This window comes from Sphingobacterium chuzhouense, from assembly GCF_014692525.1.
In the GTDB taxonomy this organism is placed as follows: Bacteria; Bacteroidota; Bacteroidia; order Sphingobacteriales; family Sphingobacteriaceae; genus Sphingobacterium; species Sphingobacterium chuzhouense.
Genome location: NZ_JACNYL010000013.1, coordinates 1 through 626, shown reverse-complemented (window position 1 = coordinate 626; position 626 = coordinate 1). Strand labels below are relative to the sequence as shown.

General features: G+C 53.0%; 2 tRNA genes and 1 rRNA gene. All 3 read right to left on the bottom strand.

The features are described 5' to 3' along the window. Positions 1 to 189: 189 nt before the first annotated feature. Positions 190 to 263 (bottom strand) — tRNA-Ala (locus tag H8B21_RS20515). A gap of 30 nt (positions 264 to 293) precedes the next feature. Continuing rightward, positions 294 to 367 (bottom strand) — tRNA-Ile (locus tag H8B21_RS20510). Between the two features lie 151 nt (positions 368 to 518). After that, positions 519 to 626, bottom strand: a 16S ribosomal RNA gene (locus H8B21_RS20505); the annotation flags it as partial.

The window sequence follows — 626 nt, the reverse complement described above, 5'->3', positions numbered from 1 at the left end:
CCTCTGGGAGCCTAGGCATCCCCCGTGTGCCCTTATTTACTTTCTTCCGTCCCATACCCCTTTTGCCTGGCATGGGACTGCCTCCGTCCGGCACCGATACATCGGTGCCCGACTTCCTCTGTCCTCTTCTGTCTTCTCTTTTTCCCAATATGTCAAAGAACTCTCGCCCCTCCCTGCGGGAGGGGAACGTGGAGAATAACGGATTCGAACCGTTGACCCCCTGCGTGCAAGGCAGGTGCTCTAGCCAGCTGAGCTAATTCCCCCTCTATAGGTTATACGCCAAGGGCAAAAAGTAGTCCCGAGCAGATTTGAACTGCTGACCCCTACATTATCAGTGTAGTGCTCTAACCAACTGAGCTACGGGACTGCACATGTATGCGCCAGTCTCCTGGCCAGCTGAACGGCCATTGCCCTGCGGCATACTTTTTTCCTTTATAAATTATAGCCTATAAAGCTTAAACCTTGATAAAATAGACGACCATGAATGTGCGCAGCATGCTCCGGTCCGGACGCTCCAGAAAGGAGGTATTCCAGCCGCACCTTCCGGTACGGCTACCTTGTTACGACTTAGCCCCAATTACCGGTATTGCCCTAACACGCTCCTTGCGGCTACATGCTTTAGGCAC